Origin of the sequence: Noviherbaspirillum malthae (assembly GCF_015352985.1) — a bacterium.
Lineage (GTDB): Bacteria > Pseudomonadota > Gammaproteobacteria > Burkholderiales > Burkholderiaceae_D > Noviherbaspirillum > Noviherbaspirillum malthae.
On sequence record NZ_JACYXF010000208.1, the window covers coordinates 1 to 554 of the forward strand.

The following is a 554-nucleotide window of genomic DNA, read 5'->3' on the forward strand; positions in this document are numbered from 1 at the left end:
CAAAAAAGCCCGCAGCATTGCGCTGCGGGCTTGGTCACATCATTGCATGTCATGCGGCCGCTTTCATCGGCAACCGCACGACTGCGGTCTTACTCGCCTGCGGCGGCAGTGTTGGCTCGGGCAGCGGCCACGGCTTCCTGACGCACTTCATCGCGGCTCTTGCCGGAGGCCACTGCAGTGTTGCTGAACTCGACAAATTCGCTGTTGCCGGCAAGCTGGCCCTGACCTTGCGCCTGAGCCTGCTTCAGTTCGGCCACCACTTCGGCACGGGTCTTGGTGGACTTGAAATCGCTGAAATCAACCCACTCGCTGGCAAAGGCGGAGCTGGCAGCGGCAAAGACGGCAACGGCAGCAATCAGTTTCTTGGCATTCATGTTCGTTCTCCAGTTGGACGGTTAGGGACTCAATCGCGGCGGCTTGGACAAGTCGTTTGCCCTCGCAGCCTGCCTCGGTGAGTCGCACGCGTTGTCTTGTGTGCTCATCGATGAAGCACATTGTAGGTGTTGCGCGAAAGGAGAAAAACAGCCTCGGCAGCAATGCGTTATTGCGAAAAC

The 554-nt window shown here is 58.7% G+C and carries 1 protein-coding gene; it reads right to left on the reverse strand.

Annotation, left to right across the window (positions count from 1 at the left end; translation table 11 throughout):
* Positions 1-89: 89 nt before the first annotated feature.
* On the reverse strand, positions 90-374 hold the full coding sequence (locus IGW03_RS37820) for a DUF4148 domain-containing protein (RefSeq protein ID WP_194727504.1): 285 nt from the start codon (positions 372-374) through the stop codon (positions 90-92).
* Positions 375-554 lie beyond the last annotated feature (180 nt).